We start from the raw sequence: 25,282 nt of genomic DNA, 5'->3' as shown, positions 1-25,282 counted from the left end.
CGTACTCGGCACAGGGGTTGGCGACGGAATCCCCCGTCCGGGCCGGTGATTGATGCTACCGAGCCCAGCACGCCCGACCGGCCGTCTCCCGGCGAGCGTGAAACGGATCACCCATTCGAGCGATGGCCAGGAGGTTTACGGTTTTCAGTCACCTGACAGGGGATCGGCCGTGGTTTCGCTGCCGACGTCCGTCTCCGGGCATACGTATGACCTTCCCATGGGCCCCGGGAACTGCGATGCCCAGCCGACCGATCGTCAGCCCACCGCTGTTTCCAGCCACTTCGCCTCGATCACGCCCTCGGCGACGATCACTGCGGGACCCGTCATCTCGATCTCGCCGTCCGGCCGTTCGGTGATCACCAGCGTTCCGCCGGGCAGGTCCACCGTGTACGTCGCCGGAGTCCCGGTGGCCGCCGGGTCGGCGCCGTCGCGCCGGGCGGCCGCCACGGCGACGGCACACGCGCCCGTGCCGCACGAGCGGGTCTCTCCCGAGCCGCGCTCGTGCACGCGCAGGGCGACATGGCGGGGACCGCGGTCGACGACGAACTCGACGTTCACGCCGTCCGGATAGGCGGAGGCCGGGCTGAAGGGCGGCGGCGAGAGCAGTTCGCCGGCGTCGGCGAGGTCGTCGACGAAGGCGACCGCGTGCGGATTGCCCATGTTCACGTTGCGCGCGGGCCAGGTCCGCCCGCCGACGCTCACGGTGACGTCGCCTTCGGGGAGCGCCGCCCTGCCCATGCCGACGGTGATGTTCCCGTCCTTGGCGATGTGCGCCGTCTTCACGCCTCCGCGCGTGGCGATCGCGAGGTCGCCCTCCGTCGTGTGACCGGCGTGCTGGAGGTAGCGCGCGAACACCCGCACGCCGTTGCCGCACATCTCAGCGACGGAGCCGTCGGCGTTGCGGTAGTCCATGAACCACTCCGCCTCGGCCGCCATCGCGCGGGCCTCGGGGTGCGCGGCGGAGCGCACGACGTGCAGCACCCCGTCCCCGCCGATGCCCGCGCGCCGGTCGCACAGGGCGGCGACGGCCGCCGGGGACAGCTCGACGGCGTTCTCCGGGTCGGGGACGATCACGAAGTCGTTCTCCGTGCCGTGACCCTTGAGGAAGGGGATGCGCGTGCTCATGGCTCGATCGTACGGGGTCGCTCCGGCAACCCGGTGATCACGTTCACGGGGCACCGGCGCGAACAGGACCGGGCGACCAGGCTCTAGCGCAGCCGCGCGACCCGCCAGACGGCGAGCACCACGACCACGGCGACGACGAGGACGTAAGCGCCGATCACCCGCCAGTCGAGACGCCGCCCGGAGCCGCGCGGCGGCAGGCCCGGCCAGGTGTGGCCGACACGGCGGGCGGCCATCATGCCCCAGCCGGCCGAGCAGGAGCAGATCAGCAGCCCCAGCATGGCGATCACGGCGCCGTTGTCGCCGTCGAAGGCCAGCGGGAAGGCGAACATCAGGGAGCCGACGACGGCCAGGCCCACGATCGGGGCCAGCTGCCAGATGCGCAGCCGCCGCTGCGGGCGCAGCTCGACCTCCACCTCGGGCCCGGGGAACATCTCCTCGGGACCAGGTCCGTCCGCGGTCACACCGCCCTGCGTCTCGTCGGGCCCGTCGGGGCTCAACGAGTCCTCGTCCGGTTCCGCTCCGCCGCGCTCCACGGTGATGCGGTCGGTGTCTTGTGCGGTGTCGCGAGGGCCGGCCTCCATCGCCACGCGCCCTCCCAACTAGGACTTCACTCGGTCGATCCGAGCTTGATGATGGCACGGCGCCGGAGGCCTGGATGACGGCCTGGGCGTCCCGATGCCATGACGTGATCAGGCTGTAACCGGTCCTTCGACCAACGCCAGGGCGAGATGCGGAAGTTCCGTGAGGTCCGCCGCGGCCCCGCTCAGCCAGTGCACTCGGGGGTCGCGCCGGAACCAGGAGTCCTGGCGGCGCGCGAAGCGTTTCGTGGCGCGTACGGTCTCCGCGCGCGCCTCGTCGAGCGTGCACTCCCCGGCGAGCGCCGCGAGCACCTGCTGGTAGCCGAGCGCACGCGATGCCGTACGCCCCTCGCGCAGGCCCCGCGCCTCCAGCGCGCGCACCTCGTCCACGAGCCCCGCCTCCCACATGCGGTCGACCCGGCGCGCGATGCGCTCGTCGAGTTCGGGTCGGGCCACGTCGACGCCGATCTGGACGGTGTCGTAGACCGAGTCGTGGCCCGGGAGGTTCGCGGTGAAGGGGCGGCCGGTGATCGCGATCACCTCAAGGGCCCGGACGATCCGGCGGCCGTTGCCGGGCAGGATCGCCCGCGCGGCCTCGGGGTCGGCGGCGGCGAGGCGGGCGTGCAGCGCCCCGGAGCCGCGTAGCGTGAGTTCGTCCTCCAGCCGGGCGCGCACCTCGGGGTCGGTGCCGGGGAACTCCAGGTTGTCCACGGCCCCGCGGACGTACAGGCCGGAGCCGCCGACCAGGACCGGCCAGCGCCCCTCGGCGAGCAGCGCGTCGATCCGCTCCCGGGCGAGCCGCTGGTACTCGGCGACGGAGGCCGTGACGGTCACGTCCCAGACGTCGAGCAGGTGGTGCGGTACGCCACCGCGCTCCTCGGGCGTCAGCTTCGCGGTGCCGATGTCCATCCCTCGGTAGAGCTGCATGGAGTCGGCGTTGACGACCTCGCCGCCGAGGCGCTGGGCGAGGAAGACGCCGAGATCGGACTTTCCGGCCGCGGTGGGGCCGACGACGGCGATGACGCGGGGGGCGGGGGGTGCGCTGCTCACCGCACCAGTCTCCCAAACCCCGCGGGCGGTGCCTCGCACGAGTCGTGTGACGGCAGGTGACGGGGTAGGGCGAGTAGAGTATCGAGTGAGTATGGACGTTTTTGCGCGACTCCTTCGGAGGTTGAACGGGCGGAGGGGGCCTCGACCGCCGGGGAGCAGGAATCCGCCCCGTCAGGGAAGGTGAACCATGGGTCTGCTGGACAACATGAAGGCCAGGATCGGTCCGGCCAAGGAGAAGGTGTCGGACCTCGCCCAGCGCCACGGGGGCACGATCGGGGAGCGCCTCGACAAAGCCGCGAAGGTGGTCGACGAGAAGACCAAGGGCAAGTACAGCGACAGGATCCACGCGGGTACGGGCAAGGCCAAGGACGCCGTGGACCGGCTCGCCCACAAGGGCGAGACGGGACCGGAGACCCGTACCACCCCGGAGACGGGCACGAGCCCGGACCCGGGCACCGGCACGGCGCCGGGCGGCGCTTCCGCGCCGACGCCGCCGGAGGGACCGCCCCCCACGTCCTGAGGGGCGACGGCGGACGGCCGGGAGACCTCGGGTCTCCCGGCCGTCCGTCGTGTGCGCCGTGTCCCGCTCAGCGGCAGGCTCACGCAAAAGCGGGCTTACTCATGACCAGGTCGCGACCAAGTACCCCACTCCGTACGGTGCGTCGTCGTGGAGCAGGGCGCCGGACAGGCCGGCGCCCTCGGCCGCGCCGGCCAGTACCTGCCAGGAGGCGCGGCCCGACGCCTTCAGTTCGTGCGCCAGCGCGACGTCCAGCGCCATCAGAGCCGACGTGTCGGCCTCGCCCAACGCCCGGGCGACGCCCGCGTCGAAGGGTTCGGCCCGTTCGTCGAGATACCCCGGCGCCTTGAGCGTGCGCCGCGCGCTGGCGTCGCCCATCACCAGCAGCGCCACACGGCCGGCCCGCGCGGCGAGGTCCCGGCCGGCCGCCGCACACCGCTCGGGCGTCAGTGACGCCTCCACGCCGAGTCCCTCGACCGGGGCGTCGGACCAGCCGGTGCGCTCGAGGAGCCGGGCGGCGACGGCGAGCGAGGACGGCAGCTCGCCCGCGGACCCGGCGCCCGTGTCCCGGCCGAGCCGCACCTCCAGGTCCACGCCGAAGCCGCGGAACGAGCCCCGGGTGCCCTCCGGGTGGGGGCCGCTCCCGGAGGCCTCCGCGGGTCCGACGACCACCAGCAGGTCGGGCCGGGCGGCGGCGAGCACGCCCAGCGCGTCCGTGCAGGCGGCCCGGGCGGAGTCCAGCTCGGACGCGGCTCCCGCGGCCACCTCGGGCACGAGGAGGGGCGGGCAGGGGCAGACGGCGGCGGCGACAAGCATGATCCGCAGCGTAACGCCGCCGGTCGGCCGGACGTCGGCCGGCCGGTCCCCCGCCGGGTCAGTCGCAGCCGCAGCCGCTGCCCGCGGCGGCCGGCAGCGGCTCGGGCGCGCCCACCTTCGGCAGGCCGAGCATGACACCGGCCGGCTTGGCTGCCTCGGCGGCGTTGCGCTTCTCCCACGCGTCACCCGCGCGCGTGCGGCGCACGTCGAGCACCGGGCCCTCGGCCAGGAGGTGGTGCGGGGCGGCGTAGGTGACCTCGACGGTGACCACGTCGCCGGGGCGCACGTCCTGCTCGGGCTTGGTGAAGTGGACCAGGCGGTTGTCGGGGGCGCGGCCGGAGAGGCGGTGCGTGGTGCCGTCCTTGCGGCCCTCGCCCTCGGCGACCATCAGCTCCAGCGTGCGGCCGACCTGCTTCTTGTTCTCCTCCCAGGAGATCTCCTCCTGGAGCGCGACCAGCCGCTCGTAGCGGGCCTGGACGACCTCCTTGGGGATCTGGTCCGCCATCTCGGCGGCCGGGGTGCCCGGACGCTTGGAGTACTGGAAGGTGAACGCCTGCGCGAAGCGCGCCTCACGCACGACGTGCAGCGTCTGCTCGAAGTCCTCCTCGGTCTCGCCGGGGAAGCCCACGATGATGTCGGTGGTGATCGCGGCGTGCGGGATGGCGGCGCGGACCTTCTCGATGATCCCGAGGTAGCGCTCCTGCCGGTAGGAGCGGCGCATCGCCTTCAGCACCGTGTCGGAGCCGGACTGCAGCGGCATGTGCAGCTGCGGCATGGCGTTCGGGGTCTCCGCCATCGCGGCGATCACGTCGTCGGTGAAGTCGCGCGGGTGCGGTGAGGTGAAGCGGACCCGCTCCAGGCCGTCGATGTTCCCGCAGGCCCGCAGCAGCTTGCTGAACGCCTCACGGTCGCCGATGTCGGAGCCGTAGGCGTTGACGTTCTGGCCGAGCAGCGTGATCTCGGAGACGCCCTCGGCGACCAGGGCCTCCACCTCGGCGAGGATGTCGCCGGGGCGGCGGTCCTTCTCCTTGCCGCGCAGCGCGGGGACGATGCAGAAGGTGCAGGTGTTGTTGCAGCCGACCGAGATCGAGACCCAGGCCGCGTACGCGCTCTCGCGCCGCGTGGGCAGCGTGGAGGGGAACGCCTCGAGGGACTCGGCGATCTCCACCTGCGCCTCCTGCTGCACGCGGGCGCGCTCCAGCAGGACGGGCAGCTTGCCGATGTTGTGCGTGCCGAAGACGACGTCCACCCAGGGCGCCCTCTTCACGATGGTGTCCCGGTCCTTCTGCGCCAGGCAGCCGCCGACCGCGATCTGCATCCCGGGCCGCTTCGCCTTCTGCGGCGCGAGGTGCCCCAGGTTGCCGTACAGCCGGTTGTCGGCGTTCTCCCGGACGGCGCAGGTGTTGAAGACGACGACGTCCGCGTCGCCGTCCGCCCCCTCGGGCGCCCGCACGTAGCCGGCCTCCTCGAGCAGGCCGGCCAGCCGCTCGGAGTCGTGGACGTTCATCTGGCACCCGTAGGTGCGGATCTCGTAGCTCTTGGGTCCTTGAACGTCCACTGCGGGGCTCCGGTCGCTGCTGCTGGTCATGCAACAAGGGTAGGTGGTCCCGGACGGCCCCAGGACGGCGGAGCGGCACGCCCCCACGGGCCGGGCGGGGGCCGGGCGGCGCGCGGGTCCGCGGGAGCGCCGGACCGGCGGCAGGGCTTTGCGTCCGCATGACGGCGACACGACCGGCCACTTCCTCCCACAGGGGGACAACTGGCCCAGAATGACACGCGTGACGGAGCTACGTGACTCCCTGCGGGCACCCGTACCGGACGTGCCCCCGACCGCGGTGCTGCGGGCGTGGCTGCTGCGGCCGGCCGGTCCCGTTCCGGTCGCCCTCCTCGCCGTCGTCCTGTTCGCCCGCGCCGCGCGCGTGGCCGTCGTGTCCACCCTGGGAGGCATGGACAACGCCTTCGTCGTCCATGCCGGGCAGGTCTGGCTCGCCGGTGGCGCTCCGTACGCCGACCGGCGGTTCCTCTATCTGCCGAGTGCCGTGCTGTTCGCCGCCGGGCAGGCCGCGCTGCCGGCGTCCCTGGTGCGCGTCGCCGCGCCGATGGCCTGCGTGGCGCTGACCGCGGGCGGCTGGTGGTGCGCGGTGCGCCTGTTCCGGGTGCCCGCGTGCAGCCGGTTCGCGGTGCTGGGGCTGCTGGCGCTGGTGCTGTGCTGGGCGCCGCTCGGCCACCTGGTGAACCTGGGGAACTGGACGGCGGTCGCCGCCCTTGCGTTGCCGCTGGCGCTGCTGCTGGCCGACCGGGGCCGCTGGGACATGGCCGGGGTGGTCCTGGGCCTCTCGGTGGCGGTGAAGCCGCTGCTGCTGCCCGTGGTCGTCCTGCTGGTGCTGGCCCGGCGGTGGCGGGCGCTGGCCTGGATGGTGGCGGTGCCGCTGGCCCTCTCGGCGGGCGCGGCCCTGATCATGCCGGACCCGGGCGGCTTCTTCACCCGCACCCTGCCCTTCCTGCTCAGGGGCGGGGACGGTCTGATGCGGCCGTTCGACGCCTCACTGCCGGCGGTGCTGCCGCGGCTGGGGCTGCCGCCCGTCCCGGCCGAGGCGGTGGCCCTGGCAGCGGCGGCGGCCGGTGTGCTCTGCGCCCGGCTGCGCTGGCGGCGCGGCGATCCGGGTCCGGCGCGGCTCGCGGACACGGCCGCGCTGCTGATGCTGGCCTCCTACCTGGTGTCCCGGCCGTCCTACGACCACTACCTGGTCGTCGTGGTGCCGCTGCTGGCCGCCGGGGCGCTGGAGGCGGACCCGGTGACGCGTTCGCCGTGGTTCTGGGTGGCGCTCGTCCCGCAGGTGCCCCAGTTCACCTTCCCGCACCTGGACGCCTCGACCCGCAGAGCGCTCAAGGACGCGGCCACCCTGTCCGTGCTGGCGCTGGTGCTCGCCGTACGGTGCGCCCGTCCCTCACCACGGCTGCCCACGGACTCGGGGCTGCCGTGATGCGGTCGCGCACCCTCAGACGCCGTCGGGGACCCACCCCTGCCGGCGCAGCACGGCCGACACGTCGGGTGCCACGTAGTGCTCACCCTTGAGCACCTTGCCGTCGGCGCGGCGGGCGATCCGTCCGTCCGGGCCGATCTTGGTCATGTTGGCGCGGTGGATCTCGGCGATCACCTCGTCGAGGTCGATGCCGTGCACCAGGGCGGTGCCGTACGCCACGTACACGACGTCCGCCAGCTCGTGCGCGAGCCGGTCGAGCGGGCCGCCGACCGAGACCTCCGCGACCTCGGCCGCCTCCTCCGCGAGCAGTTCCCCGCGGTGCGCGGCGAGCTCCGGCGGCACCCGCGTGGGCGTGGGGCGGGCGTCGAGCCCGAAGGCACGGTGGAACTCACGGACCAGGTCGGCGGGCGAGGAACTCATACCCGCGAGGGTAGCCGCCGGCCCGGACGTCACCGGCCGTTCCGGCCGGCCGCCGGGCAGCCCGCCCCTGGTCAGCACGGCGTCCCGCTGGCAGGATCGCGCGCATGTCTACGCTGTTCCGCCGTATCGGACGACGCCGCGGCCTCCAGGGCACGGCCGCCGGGGTCGTGGTCCTCGGGCTGCTGCTGTGGTGGCTGCTGCCCCTGGGCGAGGCGCCGCCGAGCGGGATGATCACCTTCAGCACGGGAACGCTGCGCGGGGTCTACCAGGAGTACGGCGTGCGGCTGCGCACCGCGTTCGCCAAGGACATGCCGGACCTGAAGGTGCGGCTGCTGACCAGCGACGGCTCCCAGGAGAACGTCGCCCGCGTGGCGACCGGCCGGTCCGACTTCACCATCGCCGCGGCGGACGCGGTGGAGACGTACGAGCTGAACCACGGCCCGGGTGCCTCGCGGCTGCGCGGTGTGGCCCGCCTCTACGACGACTACGTGCAGCTCGTCGTCCCGCGCGACTCGCGCATCCGCTCCGTGGCGGACCTGCGCGGCAAGCGGGTGTCGGTCGGGCCGCCGGAGTCCGGGGTCCGGCTGATCGCCGAGCGGGTGCTCAGGACGGCCGGGATCGACCCGGAGACGGACATCCGCCCGATGGGCGACGGCATAGGCACCGCCCCGGACCGGCTGCGGCAGGGCCATCTCGACGCGTTCTTCTGGTCGGGCGGGCTCCCGACGGACGGTCTGCGACGGCTGGCCGAGCAGTTCCCGTACCGCTTCGTGCCGATCGAGGCCGATCTGGTGGCCCGACTGCACGCCGAGGGCGGCGCCACCCGCTACTACCGCGCCACCAACATGCCGGAGTCGGCGTACCCGTCGGTCCAGCACGGCGCGATCGTGCCCACCATCGCCGTGTCCAACGTGCTGATGACGCGCAAGGACATGGACCCGAGACTGACGGAGTGGGTGACCCGCACCGTCATCAAGAGCCGTGACGGCATCGGCGCGCATGTCCACTCGGCCCAGCTCGTCGACCTGCGCACCGCGATCTACACCGACCCGCTGACCCTGCACGAGGGCGCGCGGCGCTACTACCGCTCGGTCAAGCCGTAGGCGCCGACCTCGGCACGGTCACGGTCACCCGCAGTCCGCGCGGCTCCTCCTCCCGGTGCCGGGCGTAGGAGATGGAGCCGCCGCCCGCCGCGAGCAGGGCGCGGGAGATGGACAGGCCGAGACCGGAGCCCTGGACGTTCTGGTGGCGTCCGCTGCGCCAGAAGCGGTCGCCGACGCGGGCGAGTTCCTCGTCGGTCAGGCCGGGGCCGTGATCGGCGACGGTGATCGTCGAGGTGCCGCGGTCGAAGGAGACCATCACGTCGACGCCCTCGCCGGCCGGCGTGAACTTCACCGCGTTGTCGATCACCGCGTCCAGCGCGGACGACAGGGCCACGGGGTCGGCCCAGGCCGTGGTGGCCGGGCAGTCCCCGGCCAGCCGCACCCCCTTGGCCTCGGCGGTCGGCGCCCAGGCCGCCACCCGCTCGGCGGCCAGCTCCCCGATGTCGATGAGCCGCAGATCCGGCTCCACGTGCTCGGCGAGCGCCAGGTCGAGCAGGTCGTCCAGGACCTGGGCCAGGCGCTTGCCCTCGGTGCGCACCGAGGCGATCTCCTCGTTGCCCTGCGGCAGTTCGAGCGCGAGCAGCTCGATGCGCAGCAGCAGCGCGGAGAGCGGGTTGCGCAACTGGTGCGAGGCGTCGGCGACGAAGGCGCGCTGCTGCTCGAGGACGTCCTCGACGTTGTCCGCCATCTCGTTGAACGACCGGGCGAGCCGCCGCAGTTCGGGCGGCCCGCCGGCGGCCGCCACCCGGGACTTCAGCCGCCCGGTGGCGATGTCGTGGGTGGTGGCGTCGAGGATGCGCACGGGCCTGAGCACCCAGCCGGTCAGCCGCAGCGCCGCGCCGACGGCGAGCAGCATCGCGGCGATCTCGCCGGTGCCGACGAGCAGCCAGCCGTGCAGGGTCCGCGAACGCATCTGGCCGGTGGGCGAGTCGGTGACGACGACCGCGACGACGTCACCGTCCCGGATCACCGGGGAGGCGACGACGAGCCGGTGGCGCTGCCAGGGCCAGACCTGCTCCGGGTCGTGGCTGCGCCGGCTCAGCAGCGCCTCGTCGAAGGCGTCGCGGACCTCGCCGGACCTGGGCAGCGACCAGTTGCCCGGAGCATTGGCCATCGGGGCGCCGGTCCGGTAGAAGACGCCGGCCCTGATGCCGTAGACCCCGTGGTAGCTGCCGAGTTCGCGGCGGAGGGTCTCCAGCCGCTCGTCCGGGACCGTGCGCCGGGAGCCGCCGCTGGTCCCGTCGGTGACGAACTGGGCGAGGGCGGCGAAGCGCGCGGTGTCGTCGATGCGGTCCACGACCGCCTTCTGCTGCTCGGCGCCGGCGACGCTGACGGCGAGCGGGACGCCGAGCGCGAGCAGGACGGCCGCCATCAGGACGATGAGCAGCGGCAGCAGACGTGAGCTCACCCGTCCCCGCTAGGCGGCCGGGGCGACGAGGCGGTACCCGACGCCGCGTACGGTCTCGATGAGCGCCGGCGTATGCAGCTTGGAGCGCAGGGAGGCGACGTGCACCTCCAGGGTCCGTCCGGTCCCCTCCCAGCTGGTCTGCCACACCTCGCTGATGATCTGCTCCCGCCGGAAGACCACGCCGGGGCGCTGGGCGAGCAGCGCGAGCAGGTCGAACTCCTTGCGGGTGAGCTGGACGACCGTGCCGTCCACGCTGACCTGCCGGGTGGGCAGTTCGATGTGGACCGCGCCCAGGCGCAGGATGCTCTCGCCGGCGGCGCTCGCGTCCTCGTGCGCGGTGCGGCGGCTGACGGCGTGGATACGGGCGAGCAGCTCCCCGGTGTCGTAGGGCTTGACCACGTAGTCGTCGGCGCCCAGGTTGAGGCCGTGGATGCGGGAGCGGACGTCGGAGCGGGCGGTCACCATGATCACGGGGGTAGTGGTGCGCTTGCGGATCCTGGCGCAGACCTCGTAGCCGTCCTGGTCGGGCAGGCCCAGGTCGAGCAGCACCACGCCGAAGGAGGCGCTCTCGGGGACGAACGCCTGGAGGGCCTCCTCGCCGCTGCGGGCGTGGGTGACGTCGAAGCCGTGCCGCGCCAGGACCGCGGACAGGGCGGCGGCGACGTGGTTGTCGTCCTCGACGAGGAGCAGTCGCATTCCGGCCCCCTCCGGTTCATGAGTCGTACGGTCACAGTGGGTACACGTCGTGCACGCACGCGCGTGCACCATGGCAGTGACGCCGATGGACGAGGACGGCGTCAAGAGGCTTCCGGTTGCACACGTGTGTCGTTATCCAGCCGGTACGCGCCCCACCCTGTCGCGCTACGACATGTGTACGGCCGCTACCGGATCGTGATGCTCAGATCTCCCTCAGATATGGTGACGCAGGTCGCATCGGTCATTACTGTCCCCCGAAACCGAGGAGGACGGAGCCTGAAAGCGATGACCGAAGTATCGATGGCCAAGGAAGACGTGGCCTCGACCGCGGATCTGGTCGTCCTGAAGAGCGTCAACAAGCACTTCGGCGCGTTGCACGTGCTCCAGGACATCGAGCTGACGATCGCCCGCGGCGAGGTCGTCGTGGTCATCGGACCCTCCGGGTCCGGGAAGTCCACTCTGTGCCGCACCATCAACCGTCTGGAAACCATCGATTCGGGCACCATCACGATCGACGGCAAGCCGCTGCCGCAGGAGGGCAAGGAGCTGGCCCGGCTGCGCGCCGACGTCGGCATGGTCTTCCAGTCCTTCAACCTCTTCGCGCACAAGACCGTGCTCGAGAACGTGATGCTCGGCCAGGTCAAGGTCCGCCGCGCGGACAAGAAGAAGGCCGAGGAGCGGGCCCGTGAGCTGCTCGACCGGGTCGGGGTGGGCGCGCAGGCCGACAAGTACCCCGCGCAGCTCTCCGGCGGCCAGCAGCAGCGCGTGGCCATCGCGCGGGCGCTGGCCATGGACCCGAAGGTCATGCTGTTCGACGAGCCGACCTCGGCGCTCGACCCGGAGATGATCAACGAGGTGCTGGAGGTCATGCAGCAACTCGCCCGGGACGGCATGACGATGGTCGTCGTCACCCACGAGATGGGCTTCGCCCGTTCGGCCGCGAACCGGGTGGTCTTCATGGCCGACGGCCGGATCGTCGAAGAGGCCACGCCCGACCAGTTCTTCAGCAACCCGCGCAGCGACCGGGCCAGGGACTTCCTGTCGAAGATCCTGCACCACTGACACGGCGGCCCGCCGGTGGCACCGTATGCCACCGGCCCGCCCGTGATCCTGCCGTCGCCGTCCCGACGGCTCTGCATCTCCTCAACACCGAAGGAAGTTCACATGAAGCTCCGCAAGGTCACCGCCGCCTCGGCCGTCGTCCTCGCCCTCGCCCTCTCGGCGACGGCGTGCAGCTCGAACGACAAGAAGGACGAGGGGTCGTCGGGCGGTGGCAAGAAGAAGATCGCCGTCGGCATCAAGTACGACCAGCCGGGCCTCGGCCAGAAGACCCCGCAGGGCTACTCCGGCTTCGACGTCGACGTGGCCAAGTACATCGCCAAGAAGCTCGGTTACGACGAGAACCAGATCGAGTGGAAGGAGTCCAAGAGCGCCGACCGCGAGACGATGCTGCAGCGCGGCGACGTGGACTTCATCACCGCCACGTACTCCATCACCCCGGAGCGCGAGCAGAAGGTCGACTTCGCCGGCCCCTACCTGCTGGCCCACCAGGACGTGCTGATCCGCGCCGACGACAACTCGATCAAGTCGCCGGCCGACCTGAACAGCAAGAAGCTGTGCTCGGTCACCGGTTCGACCTCTGCCCAGAACGTCAAGGACAAGCTGGCGCCCAAGGCGGACCTCCTGCAGTACCCGACGTACTCGGCCTGTCTGACCGGCCTGCAGAACAAGGCGATCGACGCGCTGACGACGGACGACTCGATCCTCGCCGGTTACGCCTCCCAGGAGCAGTTCAAGGGCAAGTTCAAGCTGGCCGGCCTCAAGATGACCAACGAGAACTACGGCATCGGCGTCAAGAAGGGCAGCGACCTCAAGGACAAGATCAACAAGGCCCTCGAGGACATGGTCTCCGACGGTTCGTGGGAGAAGGCCGTCGAGGCCAACTTCGGTCCCGCGAACTACAAGTACGAGCCCGCGCCGAAGATCGGCGACGTCAAGAGCTGAGTCAGCGCCCGCCGGGTGCGCCGCCCGCACAGGGCGGCGCACCGGGGCCCACCACACGCGGAAGCGCGGGAGATCGTGTTCGATTTTCTTCAAGGCTACGACCTGCTGGGAGCCTTCTGGGTGACCGTGCAGCTCACGCTGCTCTCGGCCGCCGGCTCTCTGGTCTGGGGCACCCTGCTGGCCGCCATGCGCGTCGGCCCGGTGCCGTTCATGCGCGGTTTCGGCACCGCCTACGTCAACGTCGTGCGGAACATCCCGCTGACGGTGATCATCCTGTTCACCTCACTGGGCCTGGACCAGACGCTCCGCGTGAACGTCGGTGCGCAGGACTTCGACACCATCAACTTCCGGCTCGCCGTGCTGGGTCTGATCGCCTACACCGCGGCGTTCGTCTGTGAGGCGATCCGCTCCGGCATCAACACGGTGCCGGTCGGCCAGGCGGAGGCGGCCCGCGCCCTCGGGCTGAACTTCACCCAGGTGCTGACCCTGGTCGTGCTGCCGCAGGCCTTCCGCTCGGTGGTCGGCCCGCTCACCAACGTGCTGATCGCCCTCACCAAGAACACCACGGTGGCGGCGGCGATCGGCGTGGCCGAGGCGGCCCTGCTGATGAAGAAGATGATCGAGAACGAGGCACAACTCCTGCTGATCTCCGCGGTCTTCGCGTTCGGCTTCGTGTGCCTGACGCTGCCGACCGGCCTGATCCTCGGCTGGGTGGGCAAGAAGGTGGCGGTGAAGCGATGACCTCCGTGCTGTACGACGCCCAGGGTCCCAGGGCCAAGCGGCGCAACGTCCTCTACACCGTCGTGTTCGTCCTCGCCTTCGCGGCGCTGGTGTGGTGGGTGCTGCAGAGCCTGAGCGACAAGGGCCAGCTGGACTGGGACAAGTGGAAGCCGTTCTTCGGCTCCGAGGCATGGACCACGTACATCCTGCCCGGGCTGAAGAACACGCTGATCGCGGCGGCCCTGTCGATGCTCATCGCGCTGCCCCTCGGCGCGGTCTTCGGCATCGCGCGCCTCTCCGACCACGCCTGGATCAGGGTCCCGGCCACGGTGGTCGTGGAGTTCTTCCGCGCCATTCCGGTGCTGATCCTGATGATCTTCGGTACGGCGCTGTTCGCCGCTTACACCAACGTCAGCTCGGACGACCGGCCGCTGTTCGCGGTCGTCACCGGTCTGGTGCTCTACAACGCCTCGGTCCTCGCGGAGATCGTCCGCGCGGGCATCCTCGCCCTGCCCAGGGGCCAGACGGAGGCCGCGCAGGCGATCGGACTGCGCAAGACCCAGATCATGACATCGGTCCTGCTGCCGCAGGCGGTCACCGCGATGCTGCCGGCGATCGTGAGCCAGCTCGTGGTCATCGTGAAGGACACCGCACTCGGCGGCGCGGTCCTCACCTTCTCGGATCTGCTGGCCGCCGTGTCCCCCATGAGCTCCTACTACGGTGCGAACACCATCGCCTGCTTCACCGTCGTGGCGTTGATCTTTGTGGCCATCAACTTCAGCCTCACCAGCTTCGCGAGCTGGCTGGAGCGGCGGCTGCGACGCGGGAAGAAGTCGACGGGCGCGGTGCTCTCGGCCGCGGCGGTGGGCGGCGCCGAGTCGACGGGAACCTCCGCCTGACGGCCGTTCACCGGGACAGAAGTGACATGGGGGCAGTGGAGTGATCACCACCGCCCCCGTCACTTGACGCAAGCAGCGGCAATGGGTTGCATACGTTCTGTGATCGTGCACCCTGCTCCGGTTCTTTCTTCACACCTGTCCGTCAGGACACCGCTGCGGGCAGGGGGCGCCGCGCCGTGGATCCGGTGATCGTTGTCGGGGCGGGGCCCGTCGGGCTCACGCTCGCCCTGGCGCTGGCGCGTCAGGAGGTGCCGTCCGTCGTGCTCGACGAGGGCTCCGGCACGGACGCGCCGCGCGCCGCGCGCACGGCCGTCCTGCGCGAGGACACCGCCGCGCTCGTGGAGCGCCTGGCCGGCACTCCGCTCGGCGGGGCCGGGCTCCGTTGGGCCGGATGGCGGTCGTTGCGGCGCAAACAGGTGATGCGCGACATCACCTTCGACGACGCCGAACCCGCGCCGCTGCACATCGCCCAGCACGTTCTGACGGGCGCCCTGCGCGCCGCCGCCGCCCGCGAACCGCTGGTCGAACTCGCCGTGGACAGCCGGCTCGACCGCATGGAGCAGGAGACCAAGGGGGTCACCGTCCACACCCGCGGCCCGGGCGGCACCTGGTGGCGCGGCAGTTACCTGGTCGGCTGCGACGGCCCGCGGTCGACCGTGCGCAAGCTCCAGGACATCCGCTTCCCCGGCCGCACGGCGGTCGAACGGCACGCCGTCGCCGCGGTGCGCACCGAACTGCCCCATCCGGGCGAAGCGTTCCTCCACCGGCTGCCGCCGTGGCGGACGACCGGCCCCTTCGCCGGGGAGATCGCCGCCCGTCCGCTCCCGGACGACGTGTGGCGACTGGACTGGCTGCTGCCGCCCGGCAAGGACCTGGTCACACCCGAACTGCTGCTCGCCCGCATCCGGGAGACCCTCTCCGGCTGGACCGGCGAATCCTCGCCGTCGTACGAGCTGCTGGACACCGGTGTCCACACCGTCCACCACCGGGTGGCGCGGCGCTGGCGCGCCGGGCGGGTCTTCCTCGCCGGGGACGCGGCGCATCTGCTCGGCGCGCTCGGCACCCAGGGTCTCGACGAGGGCCTGCGGGACGCCGACAACCTCGCCTGGAAGCTGGCGCCGGCCTGGCACCACGGGCCGCACGAGGCGCTGCTGAACAGCTACCAGACCGAGCGTCGCGCCATCGTCGCCGCCCGGCTGCGCGCCGCCGACCAACTGCTGCCGGTGCTGCGCGGGAGCGGCGGACTGCGGTCCCTCGTGCCCGGGTCCGGCCGTGGAAACGACGCCCTGCTGATGGACGGCCACCTGGGACGCGGACCGCTGGGCGCGCCGGGGGCGTACACGGACTCGCCGCTCACCCCGCCGCCGCTGGACGGGGAGGTCCTCGTGGACACGCCGGCCGGCGCCCCGGTCGCCGATGTGGTGGTGACCGCGGAGGACGGCTCCTTCGTGCCGCTGAGGGACCGGCTGGGCCGAGGGGCCCTGCTCGTGGTGCTGATCGCGCCGGGTACGGGTGTGTGGGAGCGCCGGCACTGGGTGAGCGCCGGCATCATGCCCCGGCTGGCCGCGGCGGTGACCGCGCTGCCGCACCCCGCCGAGCTGCTGGTCGCCGAGAGCTACCCGGGCGCCGCTCCGCACACCGTGCTGCTGGTACGGCCCGACGGTCACCTGGTCACCGCGCTGAGCGGGGTGCGCCCGGCCGACCTGTACACCGCGGCGGAGACGGCACTGGGCGGCGCCGGACGTGCCGAGGACCGTGCCGGGGCGGGCGCGCGCTGACCGCGGAGCCCTGTGGACCGCGCGGACCGCACGCACCGTACGGTCCACAGGGTGGAGGCGAGTTGACCGGTGCGCACTGCCATGGTCTACTCCCGAACGTGACCGACACCGATGTGCGCCTGTGGCGGAGGGTCCATATGGACCTCGTCCGCTATGCGGGCTGCGTGTGTCGTCCGGCCTGCTGAACTCGCCTCCCTCTCCCGGCGCGCGCCGCCCGATCCGCACACCTCCGTACGCCGTACGTCCGTACCCTGTGCCGCCGCGCGCCCTCCGCGAACGCTCTTCAGGACGGTGTACGTGTCTGTCTCGCCCCTCGGGTCCCCGGCTCCCGTGTCCCCCGCTTCCGACCCCTCCCCTGCTGTGGCCCCGCCCGCCGGGTCCTCTCCCGCAGGGTCTGCTCCCGCCGCCTCCGCGTCCTCCGCGTCCTTCGAGCAGGCGCCGACTCAGGCGGAACTCCTCGACTTCGTGCGGCGCACCGCCGCCGACGCCGAGCTGATCGCCTCGCTTCCGCTCGACCCGGAGGGCCGCACCTGGGTGCGCCTGGAGGGGCCCGGTGGCAGCGAGGCCTGGCTGATCGGCTGGCCGCCCGGCACCGGCACGGGCTGGCACGACCACGCCGACTCGGTCGGCGCCTTCGTCACCGCCGCGGGCGAGTTGAAGGAGAACGCGCTCGCGGCCCGGCTGCCCACCGACGGTTGGCGGACCCTCGAACTCACCGACGGCGTCGACCGCGAACGGCGGCTCCCGGCGGGGCGCGGCCGCTCCTTCGGCCGCCACCATGTGCACGAGGTGCTGAACGAGTCCACCGACCGGCACGCCGTCTCCGTGCACGCCTACCACCCGCCGCTGCCCCGCATCCGCCGCTACAGCCGCGCCGGGCAGACCCTGCGCCTCGAGCAGGTCGAGCGTCCGGAGGACTGGCAGTGAGCACGCCTCAACCACCCGTCGGAATCGACGAGTTGCTGGACCGGGTCCGCCGGGGCTACGCACGCGTCGAGGCGCGCGAGGCGTACGCGGCCGCCCAGGCCGGCGACGCCCTCCTGGTGGACATCCGCTACGCCGCGCTGCGCACGAGGGACGGCCTGATCCCGGGCGCCCTCGTCGTGGAGCGCAACGAGCTGGAGTGGCGCCTCGACCCCCTGGGCAGCCACCGCGTCCCCGAGGCCACCGGCCACGACCTGCGCGTGGTCGTCGTCTGCAACGAGGGCTACGCGTCGAGTCTGGCGGCCGTCTCCCTGCGTCAGCTGGGGCTGCTCCGGGCGACCGATCTGGTCGGCGGCTTCCAGGCATGGCGCTCGGCCGGCCTGCCGGTGACGCCGTGGGACGGCGGCGCGCAGCCGTCGTAGTAGGACGGCAGCGGGAAGCCCGGACCTGAGCCCGCGAGCCCGCGCACCCCATGGTGTCGTCCGTGCCTCCCCGCGGCGGACGCTCCGGCGGGCGTCGGCTCAGTAGCCCTCGTCGGCGAGGAAGTCCGTGTCCTCGCCCTCCTCCTCCAGCGCCTGCCGGACCACGCGCAGGGCAAGGCCCTCGGAGTAGCCCTTGCGGGCGAGCATCCCGGCGAGGCGGCGCAGCCGTTTGTCGCGGTCGAGGCCACGGGTGGAGCGCAGCTTGCGCGCGACGAGCTCGCGCGCGGTGGCCTCCTCCTGCTCGGCGTCGAGCCGGCCGACCGCCTCGTCGATCAGTGCCGCGTCGACACCCTTGGTCCGCAGCTCCCGGGCGAGGGCGCGCCGGGCCAGTCCGCGTCCGTGGTGCCGGGACTCCACCCAGGCGTCCGCGAACGCGCTGTCGTCGATCAGCCCGACCTCCTCGAACCTGGAGAGGACCTCGTCCGCCGCCTCGTCCGGGATCTCCCGCTTGCGCAGGGCGTCCGCGAGCTGCTTGCGGGTCCGCGGGGTCCCGGTGAGCAGGCGCAGGCAGATGGCGCGCGCCCGCTCCACCGGGTCCCCCGGGGGCTCCCCCTGCCCAGCCCTCTTCGGGGAGGAGGCGCCCCCGTCCTCGGCGGACGCCTCGCCGGGGCCGCGCCGACGGCCCCCGCGTCCACCGCGCGGCCCGCCGTCACGCGAGCCGCCCCGGCGCGCACCACCCACGGGTGGGCCACCCGCGCGCCGCTGTCCGCCGTCGTCCCCGGGCACACCACCGCCCGGTCCGGCCTCCCCGTACACGCCGTGTCCGTACGCCCTGTCTCCGTACGCCCCGTCTCCGTACGCGTCGTCCTGGTCCGTGCCCGAGCCGAGGGCGTCCCCGATGCCCCTCCCCCGTGGGGCACCGAAGGCGGCGTACTCGTGCTCGTGCTCGTACTCGGCCCAGTCGGTTCGCCGTGTCACGGGTCAGCTCTTGGCCGAGGCGGCCTTGGGCTTGGTGGCCTTGGCGGGCGCCGCCTTGGCCGGCTCGTCCGCGGGGGTGGTGACCGCGGCGTCCGTGCCCGGCTCCGCGGACGGCTCCTCCGGCCGCACACCGACGCCCAGCTTCTCCTTGATCTTCTTCTCGATCTCGTTGGCCAGGTCGGGGTTGTCCTTGAGGAAGTTGCGCGCGTTCTCCTTGCCCTGGCCGAGCTGGTCGCCCTCGTACGTGTACCAGGCGCCGGCCTTGCGGACGAAGCCGTGCTCCACGCCCATGTCGATCAGACCGCCCTCGCGGCTGATGCCGTGGCCGTAGAGGATGTCGAACTCGGCCTGCTTGAAGGGCGGCGCGACCTTGTTCTTGACGACCTTGCAGCGGGTCCGGTTGCCGACCGCCTCCGTGCCGTCCTTCAGGGTCTCGATCCGGCGGATGTCGATGCGCACCGAGGCGTAGAACTTCAGCGCCCGGCCACCGGTCGTGGTCTCCGGGGAGCCGAACATCACGCCGATCTTCTCGCGGAGCTGGTTGATGAAGATCGCGGTGGTCTTGGACTGGTTGAGCGCGCTGGTGATCTTGCGCAGGGCCTGGCTCATCAGCCGGGCCTGGAGACCCACGTGGCTGTCGCCCATCTCGCCCTCGATCTCCGCGCGCGGGACGAGCGCGGCGACGGAGTCGATGACGATGAGGTCGAGGGCGCCGGAGCGGACCAGCATGTCCACGATCTCCAGGGCCTGCTCGCCGTTGTCCGGCTGGGAGAGGATCAGGTTGTCGATGTCGACGCCGAGCTTCTTCGCGTACTCGGGGTCGAGGGCGTGCTCCGCGTCGACGAACGCGACCTGGCCGCCCGCCTTCTGCGCGTTCGCCACGGCGTGCAGGGTCAGGGTCGTCTTTCCGGAGGACTCCGGTCCGTAGATCTCCACGACACGGCCGCGCGGCAGGCCGCCGACGCCGAGGGCCACGTCGAGCGCGGTCGACCCGGTCGGGATGACCTCGATCGGCTCCTTCGACCGCTCGCCCATGCGCATGACCGCGCCCTTGCCGAATTGTCGTTCAATCTGTGCGAGCGCGGCGTCGAGCGCCTTCTCGCGGTCGGTTCCTGCCATGGGTTCCACCCGGTTTGCTTGTGTCGATCGCTTCACGTCAAAGACGCTAACGCCTGCCACTGACAATGCGCCCCGACGCACGTCCGGCCTGTGGACAACTCAGGCACTTCTCCCCCCGAACCGGGGCGAAATCCCTTCCGTCGAGCCTCGCCGGAGCTCCCATAAGAATGGATGTTCGATTTTCGTGTCAAGCGCGCCGAGCAGCACCGGGGCGGACGGGCCGCGGCCCGGCTACCGTGGCCCCGCGTGACCCACACCGCGATCGAGATCACCGCAGAGCTGGTCCGGGAGCTGCTGCACGACCAGCATCCCGACCTGGCCGATCGCCCGTTGAGGCTCGGCGCGCGCGGCTGGGACAACCAGCTGTGGCGGCTCGGCGACGACCTCGCCGTCCGGCTGCCCTGGGCGACGCGGTCGGCGGACGCGCTGCTGCGCAAGGAGCACGCGTGGCTGCCCTCCCTCGCCCCGCGCCTTCCTCTGCCGGTCCCCGTCCCGCAGCGCCTCGGCGAGCCCTCCGAGCGGTTCCCGCGGCCCTGGGCCGTCACCACCTGGGTGCCGGGCACTCCTGCCGACCTCGCCCCCGCCACGCGCGCCGCGGAGGCGGCCGACGCCCTGGCGGCCTTCCTGTCGGCTCTTCACCGACCCGCCCCCGCCGGGGCGCCCGCCGGCCGCTTCGGCCGCGGGAGGCCGCTGACCGACCGCCCCGACCCGTTCGCCGAGCAGTTCGCCTCGGCCTCCGGGCTGGCGCTGGTGCCCGCCCCGGACGCCCTCCGGGCCGTCTGGGAGGACGCCGTCCGCCCGCCCGGCTGGGCGGGCCCGGCCCTGTGGCTCCACAGCGACCTGCACCCGGCCAACGTCCTCACCGCGGACGGCACCTTCTGCGGCGTGATCGACTTCGGCGACCTCTCCGCAGGCGATCCCGCCTGCGACCTGGCCGCCGCCTGGCTGCTGCTTCCGGAGTGCGCCGTCGACCGCTTCCACGGCGCCTACCGGCCGGCCGCGGACGCCGCGACACTGCGCCGCGCCCGCGGCTGGGCCGTGCTGCAAGCCCTCGGCTGCCTCCTCGTCGCGGATGCCGGCACCCACGGCCGCCCCGGCGGCAAGCCGGCCTGGGGCCCACCCGCACACGCCGCACTGAGGCGCCTCGCCGCGACGGCTCGCCACTGATCGAAGAGTGACCGAGGACACTCAGGTTCTACCGGGCCTGCCACATCCGGCGCGCGCGGTCGAGCAGCCCCGGCACCGGGCCGCGTCCGCGGTGGCCCTGGACGCGGGGGTCGTCCGTGACGGCGTACCGCTTCACATAGGCCCCCAGGAAGGCCTGGAGGGTGGCGACCGCGGGAATGGCGATCAGCGCGCCCACCGCGCCGAGCAGTGCGGTGCCGGCGATGACCGAGCCGAAGGCGACCGCGGGATGGATGTCGACGGTCCTCGCGGTCAGCTTGGGTTGCAGCATGTAGTTCTCGAACTGCTGGTAGACCACCACGAAGACCAGCACCCACAGCGCGTACCAGGGATCCACCGTAAAGGCGATCAGCATCGGAAGGGCGCCCGCGAGATAGGTCCCTATGGTGGGGATGAACTGCGAGACCAGGCCCACCCAGACACCGAGCACGAGCGCGTACGGCACTCCGAGGGCCTCGAGCAGGACGTAGTGGGCGATCCCCGAGACCAGCGCCATCAGGCCGCGCGAGTACAGATAGCCGCCGGTCTTGTCGACGGCGATCTCCCACGCGCGCAGCACCTCCGCCTGGCGGGCGGGCGGCAGTAGCGAGCAGATGGTGCGGCGCAGCCGCGGACCGTCGGCGGCGAAGTAGAACGAGAACAGGGCGATCGTCAGCAGCCGGAACAGGCCCCCGAGCACCTGGGCGGACACGTCGAGCACGCCCGCGGCGCTGTTCTGCGCGTACGTGCGCAGCCAGTCGGAGTGGAGCAGGCCCTCCTGCACGTCCACCCGTCTCAGTTCGGTGTGGAACGTGGAGTTGACCCAGTTGATGACGGAGTCGAGGTACTCGGGGAAGCCCTCGACCATCTTGATGATCTGCCCGGCGAGCATCGAGCCGAGCAGCGTCACGAAGCCCGCCGACGCGATCGTCAGACCGAGGAAGACCAGGAAGGTCGCGAGCCCTCGCCGCATCCCGCCGGCGGCCATGCGGCTGACCGCGGGCTCGACGGCGAGGGCCAGGAAGAACGCGATGAGGACGTTGAGCAGCAGGCCGGTCAGCTGGTGGAAGGCCCAGCTGCCGAGCTGGAAGGCGGCGACCAGACCGATCGCGAGCACCATGGCGCGCGGCAGCCAGCGGGGCATACGGGCACCCGGCCCGGCGGCGCCCTCGGCCGGTACCGGAGACCGGGGAGGCGGCGTCGTAGCGGACGGGGATGCGTGCGGGGCCGTCTGGCCGGACTCGTCAGTGGGTGCCACGGAGCAAGTCTCGCCGACGCCGCCGACGGCCCGGCACCGGCCCGCGGTCCTCGTGGCCGGTCAGCGCCTCTCCCGCGGAACGTTCATGACCTGGCACACGACGCGCCACACGTCCTTCGCGTCCCAGCCGGCCGCCAGCGCCTCGTGCACCGTGCGCCCACCGAGCTCCGACATCACGTGGTCGCGCGCGAAGGTGTCGGCGTACCCCGCGCCGAAGTGCTCCGCCATCCGCTCCCAGAAGACCGTCAACCGCATGATCCCAGTATCCCGCCCCTGCGGGTGACCTCGTTCCGGGGCCACCTGGGGAGAACGCTTTCCGCCCTACGGTCTGACGCATGGCCGAGACCGGAGCTCCCCCTTCTCCCCCGCCGCCGGCGTCCTCCCCGCTGTTCCGCGCCGAGCACTTCGTGTGGCTCACCGCGCGCGTGCTGGAGCAGCGGCTGTTCGCGTACCACTTCCTGAACGGCGGCGCGGATCCGGTGGAGACCGCGCTGGACGCCTACCGCAACGAGGACGGCGGGTACGGTCACGCGCTGGAGCCCGATCTGCGCGGCCCGGTCAGCCAGCCGCTGCACACCGCGCACGCGCTGCGCGTGCTGGACACCGTCGGCCGCTGCGGCGGACAGCGGGTGGAACGCGTGTGCCGCTATCTGACCTCCGTCTCCACCCCCGACGGCGCGCTGCCCGCGGTCCACCCCGGTCAGCGCGGCTATCCGGCGGCCCCCTTCGTGCCGATCGTGGACGACCCGCCGAGCGACCTCCTGGCCACCGGGCCGGTGGTGGGCCTGCTGCACCGCAACGAGGTGTGGCACGCCTGGCTGTTCCGGGCCACCGACTTCTGCTGGCAGCGGGTCGCGTCCCTGGAGACCTCCCACCCGTACGAGATCGAGGCGGCCGTCGCCTTCCTGGACTCGGCACCGGACCGCACACGCGCGCGTGTGGCCGCCGACCGGCTCGGCCGTCTGGTGCGCGACCAGCGGCTGGCGCTGCTGGAACCTGAGCGCCCGGAGGCCTACCCGGTCGCGCCCGGCTACGCCCCCGGGGAGCACCACTTCCCGCACGACTACGCGCGGACGCCCGACTCCCTCGCGCGCGCGTGGTTCACGGACGAGGAGATGAAGCGCTCCCTGGACTTCCTTGCCGACCGGCAGGAGGAGGACGGCGGCTGGCCCGTCACGTGGCGCCAGTGGGCTCCGGGCCCCGCGCTGGAGGCACGCCCCATGGTCACGATCGAGGCGCTGCGCACCCTCAGGGCACACGGCCGGGCCATCGGCTGAGCGGCCACCGGTACGTCCCTGTCCCCCCGGCTGAACCGCCACCCGTGCAACGCCCGGGGCCGCCCCGGTTCACCCGCCTCACCCGGTCAGGGCCCGCACCCCGGCCGTCACCACCACGGCCGCCCCGACCACGACCAGGAACGGCGCCCGCAGCAGCAGCGCCACGGCGGCGGCCGCGAGCCCCGCGGCCCGCGCGTCCAGCACGAGTGTGTGCCCGTCGGCGAACGTCTGCTGGGCGGTGAGCGCGGCCAGCAGGGCGACGGGCAGCAGCGCGGCGAGCCGCTTCACCAGCGGCCGCTCCAGGGCGCCCGCCGGAACGAGCAGCCCGGCCAGCTTGACGGCGTAGCAGCCGACAGCGGTCACCGCCACCGCGATCCAGATGTTCAACGATCTCCCTCTCGTACGTCGTCACGGGCGCCGCTCCCGCGACGGCCCCGCAGGTACAGCACGGCCGGCGCGGCGAGCGCGGCCGCCAGGACCGGCACCCCGGCCGGCAGCACGGGCAGCAGACCGAGCCCGAGCAGCACGGCGAGTGCGGCGACGGCCCGCTCGGTGGCGGTCTTCAGCATCGGCGCCAGCAGCGCGAGGAACACGGCAGGCCCGGCCGCGTCCAGGCCCCAGGCGTCGGTGTCGCCGAGGGCCTTGGCGCCCAGCGCGCCGAGCAGCGTGGTGAGGTTCCACAGCACGTACAGGGTGACCCCGGTGACGGTGAAGCCGATCCGCGCGCTGCGCCGCGTGGGCTGGGCCAGCGTCACCGCGGTGGTCTCGTCGATGACCCATTGGGCCGCGAACGGCCGCACCGCGCGCGGGAGGGCCAGCAGTTGCGACAGGCGCAGCCCGTAGAAGGCGTTGCGCACGCCCAGGAAGAAGGCGCCCGCGGCCGCCGTGTACGGGTTGCCCCCGGCTGCCAGCGCCCCCACCAGTGCGAACTGGGAGGCGCCGGTGAACACCAGCAGGCTGAGCGCGCACGTCTGCCAGAGCGTGAGCCCGCTGCCCGCCGAGGTCACCCCGAAGGCGAACCCGGACAGTCCTACGGCGACCCCGACCCCCAGGGCGTCCCGTACGACGGCGGCGTCGGGCTTTCCTCCGTCGTCTGCTCGTGTGTCTGCGAGAGCTGTCTGTTCTGCCACGTCGTCGAGGGTAGGAAGAGCCGGGACCCGGAGTCTTGTACGTTCTTGCGCTCGCGCTGGTAGGCCCCCGGGGGCACCCCCACGATCCGGGTGAAGTGCCGGCTCAGGTGGGACTGGTCGGTGAAGCCGACGGCGACGGCGGCCTGGGAGGGCGCGGTGCCCGCGTCCAGCAGCCGCCTGGCCCGGCGCACCCGGGCGTCGGTCAGCCAGGTGTGCGGCGGCATTCCGTAGGCGTTGCGGAAGGCCCGCAGCAGCGCGAACGGGCTGCTGCCCAGGTCGGCCGCCAGCCTCTCCAGGCTCGGGGGCTCGGCCATCCGCTCCTCCAGGACGGCACGCGCGCGTGCCGCGGTCCTCGCCCCCGCCGTCCGTATCTCCCGCTGCGGCAGCGCCCCGCCGTTGAGCCGCAGCAGCCTCGTCACGGCGACCCGCAGCAGGGTGTCGGCGGCCAGCGCGTTGCCCTCGTCCGTGGCCCGCAGCACCTGGTGCACCAGTCCGACGGCGTACGGGTCGTCGAGCACCGGGCGGACGAAGCCCGGCGTCCCGCGGATGCCCGTGGTCTCCCCGGCGATCTCGGCGACCAGCTCCGGCGACGGGTACACCGCGCCGTACCGCCACCCCTCGGGCACCGCCGCGCGCCCGGTGTGCGGGGTGTCGGGATTGACCAGCGCCAGCGTCCCCGGTCCCGCGTACTGGTCGGACCCCCCGTGGTGGAACACCTCCACGCCCTCGACGACGGCCGCGATCACGAAGTGCTCGTGGGTGTGCCGCACGAACTCCTTGCGGACATAGCGGGCCCGCAGCAGATCGACACCGGGCAGTTCCTCGTACCGCCAGTGCCGCGCCCGCTCCTCACCCGCTGCCGCCATACCCCCGATTCTCCGTGGTCGGCGCGGCGGCGCCAGTGTGGGGGCC

Annotated in this window: 28 protein-coding genes; 13 read left to right on the top strand and 15 right to left on the bottom strand. The window is 72.6% G+C overall.

The window, feature by feature from the left end; genetic code table 11:
* Nucleotides 1–255: 255 nt before the first annotated feature.
* The 3 genes from dapF to miaA form a co-directional block, all read right to left on the bottom strand.
* Nucleotides 256–1,125 carry a diaminopimelate epimerase gene (dapF, locus tag ACF09J_RS30970; protein ID WP_392308765.1) on the bottom strand — a complete coding sequence of 290 codons (870 nt, stop codon included), beginning with the start codon at nucleotides 1,123–1,125 and terminating at the stop codon, nucleotides 256–258.
* Nucleotides 1,126–1,208: 83 nt separating this feature from the next.
* A complete protein-coding gene (locus ACF09J_RS30965) occupies nucleotides 1,209–1,706 on the bottom strand; it encodes a hypothetical protein (protein ID WP_392308764.1) in 498 nt (165 codons plus the stop codon).
* Between the two features lie 108 nt (nucleotides 1,707–1,814).
* On the bottom strand, nucleotides 1,815–2,753 hold the full coding sequence (miaA, locus tag ACF09J_RS30960; protein WP_392308763.1) for a tRNA (adenosine(37)-N6)-dimethylallyltransferase MiaA: 939 nt from the start codon (nucleotides 2,751–2,753) through the stop codon (nucleotides 1,815–1,817).
* A gap of 187 nt (nucleotides 2,754–2,940) precedes the next feature.
* Between miaA and ACF09J_RS30955 the strand changes: the two genes are divergently transcribed.
* Nucleotides 2,941–3,273, top strand: coding sequence for an antitoxin (locus ACF09J_RS30955; RefSeq protein ID WP_392308762.1), 333 nt, complete (start codon nucleotides 2,941–2,943; stop codon nucleotides 3,271–3,273).
* 99 nt (nucleotides 3,274–3,372) lie between these two features.
* Here ACF09J_RS30955 and ACF09J_RS30950 read toward each other — a convergent pair whose 3' ends face one another.
* Nucleotides 3,373–4,086: a class III extradiol dioxygenase subunit B-like domain-containing protein gene (locus tag ACF09J_RS30950; protein ID WP_392308761.1), complete on the bottom strand. Its 714-nt coding sequence runs from the start codon at nucleotides 4,084–4,086 to the stop codon at nucleotides 3,373–3,375.
* A gap of 58 nt (nucleotides 4,087–4,144) precedes the next feature.
* On the bottom strand, nucleotides 4,145–5,674 hold the full coding sequence (gene miaB, locus ACF09J_RS30945) for a tRNA (N6-isopentenyl adenosine(37)-C2)-methylthiotransferase MiaB (protein WP_392308760.1): 1,530 nt from the start codon (nucleotides 5,672–5,674) through the stop codon (nucleotides 4,145–4,147).
* A 190-nt stretch (nucleotides 5,675–5,864) separates the two neighbouring features.
* Between miaB and ACF09J_RS30940 the strand changes: the two genes are divergently transcribed.
* On the top strand, nucleotides 5,865–7,070 hold the full coding sequence (locus tag ACF09J_RS30940) for a glycosyltransferase 87 family protein (protein ID WP_392308759.1): 1,206 nt from the start codon (nucleotides 5,865–5,867) through the stop codon (nucleotides 7,068–7,070).
* A 15-nt stretch (nucleotides 7,071–7,085) separates the two neighbouring features.
* On the opposite strand, the gene ACF09J_RS30935 is transcribed toward ACF09J_RS30940, so the two are convergent.
* Nucleotides 7,086–7,490, bottom strand: a complete 405-nt coding sequence (locus tag ACF09J_RS30935; protein WP_392308758.1) for a MazG nucleotide pyrophosphohydrolase domain-containing protein — start codon at nucleotides 7,488–7,490, stop codon at nucleotides 7,086–7,088.
* Between the two features lie 104 nt (nucleotides 7,491–7,594).
* Between ACF09J_RS30935 and ACF09J_RS30930 the strand changes: the two genes are divergently transcribed.
* Nucleotides 7,595–8,593 (top strand): TAXI family TRAP transporter solute-binding subunit, encoded by a 999-nt coding sequence (locus ACF09J_RS30930; RefSeq protein ID WP_392308757.1) that lies wholly within the window; start codon nucleotides 7,595–7,597, stop codon nucleotides 8,591–8,593.
* Here the strand turns inward: ACF09J_RS30930 and ACF09J_RS30925 are convergent.
* Together ACF09J_RS30925 and ACF09J_RS30920 are read right to left on the bottom strand one after the other, a co-directional pair.
* Complete coding sequence (locus tag ACF09J_RS30925; RefSeq protein WP_392308756.1) at nucleotides 8,583–10,001, bottom strand: sensor histidine kinase; 1,419 nt, start codon at nucleotides 9,999–10,001, stop codon at nucleotides 8,583–8,585. The genes ACF09J_RS30930 and ACF09J_RS30925 overlap by 11 nt on opposite strands.
* A gap of 9 nt (nucleotides 10,002–10,010) precedes the next feature.
* A complete protein-coding gene (locus tag ACF09J_RS30920; RefSeq protein ID WP_392308755.1) occupies nucleotides 10,011–10,697 on the bottom strand; it encodes a response regulator transcription factor in 687 nt (228 codons plus the stop codon).
* 285 nt (nucleotides 10,698–10,982) lie between these two features.
* Here ACF09J_RS30920 and ACF09J_RS30915 point away from each other — a divergent pair, with 285 nt between their 5' ends.
* The 8 genes from ACF09J_RS30915 to ACF09J_RS30880 all read left to right on the top strand — a co-directional run bounded on the left by ACF09J_RS30915 (nucleotide 10,983) and on the right by ACF09J_RS30880 (nucleotide 17,444).
* The gene (locus tag ACF09J_RS30915) at nucleotides 10,983–11,759 is read left to right on the top strand and encodes an amino acid ABC transporter ATP-binding protein (protein WP_392308754.1); all 777 of its coding nucleotides are present in this window, start codon (nucleotides 10,983–10,985) and stop codon (nucleotides 11,757–11,759) included.
* Between the two features lie 102 nt (nucleotides 11,760–11,861).
* The gene (locus ACF09J_RS30910; protein ID WP_392308753.1) at nucleotides 11,862–12,701 is read left to right on the top strand and encodes a glutamate ABC transporter substrate-binding protein; all 840 of its coding nucleotides are present in this window, start codon (nucleotides 11,862–11,864) and stop codon (nucleotides 12,699–12,701) included.
* 75 nt (nucleotides 12,702–12,776) lie between these two features.
* A complete protein-coding gene (locus ACF09J_RS30905; RefSeq protein WP_392308752.1) occupies nucleotides 12,777–13,442 on the top strand; it encodes an amino acid ABC transporter permease in 666 nt (221 codons plus the stop codon).
* Nucleotides 13,439–14,320, top strand: a complete 882-nt coding sequence (locus ACF09J_RS30900) for an amino acid ABC transporter permease (RefSeq protein ID WP_392308751.1) — start codon at nucleotides 13,439–13,441, stop codon at nucleotides 14,318–14,320. Before ACF09J_RS30905 ends, ACF09J_RS30900 begins: the two co-directional genes overlap by 4 nt.
* Before the next feature lie 176 nt (nucleotides 14,321–14,496).
* Nucleotides 14,497–16,098 carry an FAD-dependent monooxygenase gene (locus tag ACF09J_RS30895; protein WP_392308750.1) on the top strand — a complete coding sequence of 534 codons (1,602 nt, stop codon included), beginning with the start codon at nucleotides 14,497–14,499 and terminating at the stop codon, nucleotides 16,096–16,098.
* Nucleotides 16,099–16,196: 98 nt separating this feature from the next.
* Nucleotides 16,197–16,283 carry a putative leader peptide gene (locus ACF09J_RS30890; RefSeq protein ID WP_348638505.1) on the top strand — a complete coding sequence of 29 codons (87 nt, stop codon included), beginning with the start codon at nucleotides 16,197–16,199 and terminating at the stop codon, nucleotides 16,281–16,283.
* 175 nt (nucleotides 16,284–16,458) lie between these two features.
* A complete protein-coding gene (locus ACF09J_RS30885; RefSeq protein WP_392308835.1) occupies nucleotides 16,459–17,025 on the top strand; it encodes a cysteine dioxygenase in 567 nt (188 codons plus the stop codon).
* Entirely contained in the window at nucleotides 17,022–17,444 is a 423-nt protein-coding gene (locus ACF09J_RS30880; RefSeq protein WP_392308749.1) for a rhodanese-like domain-containing protein, read from the top strand. Before ACF09J_RS30885 ends, ACF09J_RS30880 begins: the two co-directional genes overlap by 4 nt.
* Before the next feature lie 99 nt (nucleotides 17,445–17,543).
* Here the strand turns inward: ACF09J_RS30880 and recX are convergent, their stop codons facing one another.
* Both recX and recA read right to left on the bottom strand, forming a co-directional pair.
* Nucleotides 17,544–18,422: a recombination regulator RecX gene (gene recX / locus ACF09J_RS30875; protein ID WP_392308748.1), complete on the bottom strand. Its 879-nt coding sequence runs from the start codon at nucleotides 18,420–18,422 to the stop codon at nucleotides 17,544–17,546.
* 3 nt (nucleotides 18,423–18,425) lie between these two features.
* Entirely contained in the window at nucleotides 18,426–19,541 is a 1,116-nt protein-coding gene (gene recA, locus ACF09J_RS30870) for a recombinase RecA (protein ID WP_392308747.1), read from the bottom strand.
* A 246-nt stretch (nucleotides 19,542–19,787) separates the two neighbouring features.
* On the opposite strand from recA, the gene ACF09J_RS30865 reads away from it, so the two are divergent.
* Nucleotides 19,788–20,708, top strand: coding sequence for an aminoglycoside phosphotransferase family protein (locus tag ACF09J_RS30865; protein WP_392308746.1), 921 nt, complete (start codon nucleotides 19,788–19,790; stop codon nucleotides 20,706–20,708).
* A 28-nt stretch (nucleotides 20,709–20,736) separates the two neighbouring features.
* Here the strand turns inward: ACF09J_RS30865 and ACF09J_RS30860 are convergent, their stop codons facing one another.
* The gene (locus ACF09J_RS30860) at nucleotides 20,737–21,963 is read right to left on the bottom strand and encodes an AI-2E family transporter (protein WP_392308745.1); all 1,227 of its coding nucleotides are present in this window, start codon (nucleotides 21,961–21,963) and stop codon (nucleotides 20,737–20,739) included.
* A 60-nt stretch (nucleotides 21,964–22,023) separates the two neighbouring features.
* Nucleotides 22,024–22,218, bottom strand: coding sequence for a DUF3046 domain-containing protein (locus ACF09J_RS30855; protein ID WP_392308744.1), 195 nt, complete (start codon nucleotides 22,216–22,218; stop codon nucleotides 22,024–22,026).
* Nucleotides 22,219–22,298: 80 nt separating this feature from the next.
* Here ACF09J_RS30855 and ACF09J_RS30850 point away from each other — a divergent pair, with 80 nt between their 5' ends.
* Nucleotides 22,299–23,240, top strand: a complete 942-nt coding sequence (locus ACF09J_RS30850) for a hypothetical protein (RefSeq protein WP_392308743.1) — start codon at nucleotides 22,299–22,301, stop codon at nucleotides 23,238–23,240.
* Nucleotides 23,241–23,318: 78 nt separating this feature from the next.
* Here the strand turns inward: ACF09J_RS30850 and ACF09J_RS30845 are convergent, their stop codons facing one another.
* Genes ACF09J_RS30845 through ACF09J_RS30835 form a run of 3 tightly spaced genes read right to left on the bottom strand, consistent with a single transcriptional unit; the run spans nucleotide 23,319 to nucleotide 25,236 of the window.
* Complete coding sequence (locus tag ACF09J_RS30845) at nucleotides 23,319–23,627, bottom strand: AzlD domain-containing protein (protein WP_141357715.1); 309 nt, start codon at nucleotides 23,625–23,627, stop codon at nucleotides 23,319–23,321.
* On the bottom strand, nucleotides 23,624–24,370 hold the full coding sequence (locus tag ACF09J_RS30840; RefSeq protein WP_392308742.1) for an AzlC family ABC transporter permease: 747 nt from the start codon (nucleotides 24,368–24,370) through the stop codon (nucleotides 23,624–23,626). Before ACF09J_RS30840 ends, ACF09J_RS30845 begins: the two co-directional genes overlap by 4 nt.
* Entirely contained in the window at nucleotides 24,271–25,236 is a 966-nt protein-coding gene (locus ACF09J_RS30835) for an AraC family transcriptional regulator (RefSeq protein WP_392308741.1), read from the bottom strand. Before ACF09J_RS30835 ends, ACF09J_RS30840 begins: the two co-directional genes overlap by 100 nt.
* Nucleotides 25,237–25,282: the final 46 nt, after the last annotated feature.

Source organism: Streptomyces sp. NPDC014889 (assembly GCF_043081205.1).
Classification (GTDB): Bacteria; Actinomycetota; Actinomycetes; order Streptomycetales; family Streptomycetaceae; genus Streptomyces.
The sequence above is the reverse complement of the archived record's forward strand: the minus strand, read 5'-3'. Positions and strand labels throughout refer to the sequence as shown.

Excerpts from the sequence above, each read along its gene's own strand:
- ACF09J_RS30915 (WP_392308754.1), top strand. The coding sequence starts at position 10,983 with ATGACCGAAGTATCGATGGCCAAGGAAGACGTGGCCTCGACCGCGGAT.
- miaB (WP_392308760.1), bottom strand. The coding sequence starts at position 5,674 with ATGACCAGCAGCAGCGACCGGAGCCCCGCAGTGGACGTTCAAGGACCC.
- ACF09J_RS30930 (WP_392308757.1), top strand. The coding sequence starts at position 7,595 with ATGTCTACGCTGTTCCGCCGTATCGGACGACGCCGCGGCCTCCAGGGC.
- dapF (WP_392308765.1), bottom strand. The coding sequence starts at position 1,125 with ATGAGCACGCGCATCCCCTTCCTCAAGGGTCACGGCACGGAGAACGAC.
- ACF09J_RS30835 (WP_392308741.1), bottom strand. The coding sequence starts at position 25,236 with ATGGCGGCAGCGGGTGAGGAGCGGGCGCGGCACTGGCGGTACGAGGAA.
- ACF09J_RS30900 (WP_392308751.1), top strand. The coding sequence starts at position 13,439 with ATGACCTCCGTGCTGTACGACGCCCAGGGTCCCAGGGCCAAGCGGCGC.
- recA (WP_392308747.1), bottom strand. The coding sequence starts at position 19,541 with ATGGCAGGAACCGACCGCGAGAAGGCGCTCGACGCCGCGCTCGCACAG.
- ACF09J_RS30950 (WP_392308761.1), bottom strand. The coding sequence starts at position 4,086 with ATGCTTGTCGCCGCCGCCGTCTGCCCCTGCCCGCCCCTCCTCGTGCCC.
- ACF09J_RS30965 (WP_392308764.1), bottom strand. The coding sequence starts at position 1,706 with ATGGAGGCCGGCCCTCGCGACACCGCACAAGACACCGACCGCATCACC.
- ACF09J_RS30855 (WP_392308744.1), bottom strand. The coding sequence starts at position 22,218 with ATGCGGTTGACGGTCTTCTGGGAGCGGATGGCGGAGCACTTCGGCGCG.
- ACF09J_RS30955 (WP_392308762.1), top strand. The coding sequence starts at position 2,941 with ATGGGTCTGCTGGACAACATGAAGGCCAGGATCGGTCCGGCCAAGGAG.
- ACF09J_RS30920 (WP_392308755.1), bottom strand. The coding sequence starts at position 10,697 with ATGCGACTGCTCCTCGTCGAGGACGACAACCACGTCGCCGCCGCCCTG.
- ACF09J_RS30850 (WP_392308743.1), top strand. The coding sequence starts at position 22,299 with ATGGCCGAGACCGGAGCTCCCCCTTCTCCCCCGCCGCCGGCGTCCTCC.
- ACF09J_RS30910 (WP_392308753.1), top strand. The coding sequence starts at position 11,862 with ATGAAGCTCCGCAAGGTCACCGCCGCCTCGGCCGTCGTCCTCGCCCTC.
- ACF09J_RS30935 (WP_392308758.1), bottom strand. The coding sequence starts at position 7,490 with ATGAGTTCCTCGCCCGCCGACCTGGTCCGTGAGTTCCACCGTGCCTTC.